1 protein-coding gene is annotated in these 780 nt (G+C 61.0%); it reads right to left on the minus strand.

Going from position 1 to position 780, the window contains the following annotated elements; genetic code table 11:
• Positions 1-17: 17 nt before the first annotated feature.
• Positions 18-769 (minus strand): IS5 family transposase gene (locus tag OZ411_RS42940; RefSeq protein WP_282532799.1). Its coding sequence is split into 2 segments (ribosomal slippage): positions 18-439 and positions 439-769, totalling 753 coding nucleotides; the frame shifts between segments, so codons are not numbered across the junction.
• Positions 770-780 lie beyond the last annotated feature (11 nt).

Raw genomic sequence — 780 nt, forward strand, 5'->3', positions numbered from 1 at the left:
CTAGGGTCTGTTGGGATTCATCGGGAGTTTATCACGGCAGCGGTCAGATGGATCATGGCTGCGAAGCTTTGATCTGTCTTGTCTGCGCGCAGCGCGATGCGCTTGAATTCCTTGAGCTTGCAGAAGAAGTTTTCGATCAGATGCCGCCATTTGTACATCTCCTCGTCGATGGCGAGAGGTTTGGCGCGGCGCGGATGCTGGGAGATGACGGCCTTGGCGCCGCGTTCGTCGAGATCGGCGATGATGGCGTTGCTGTCGAACGCCTTGTCAGCGATCAGCGCACCGAAGGCTACCCCTTCGATGAGTGGCGGAACGCCGACCGTGTCGAAGCGCTGTCCGGGCAGCAGCACGAAACGCACCAGATTGCCGAGCGCATCGGTGAGCGCCAGGATTTTGGTGGTCATGCCGCCTTTCGAACGGCCGATGGCCTGGCTCTGAGTCCCCCTTTTGCGCCCTGTCCGTGGCGGTGGACCTTGACGATGGTGGCGTCGACCATGGCGTACTCCATGTCCGGCTCGTCCGAGACCGCCTCGAACAGGCGCTTCCACACGTCCGCCTTCACCCAGTCCCGGAAACGCGTATACACGCTGTTCCAGTGACCGAAAGCGCGCGGCAGATCGCGCCATGGACTGCCCGTGCGGGCGATCCATAACACCGCCTCAACAAACAGCCGGTTGTCCTTGCCGCTGCGGCCAGGATCGCTCGGCTTGCCGAGACAAAGCGGCTCCATCTTCGCCCATTGGCCGTCAGTCAAAACGAATCGTTCCATCCAAAGCTTGA

Origin of the sequence: Bradyrhizobium sp. Arg237L, from assembly GCF_029990105.1 — a bacterium.
Taxonomy (GTDB): Bacteria; Pseudomonadota; Alphaproteobacteria; order Rhizobiales; family Xanthobacteraceae; genus Bradyrhizobium.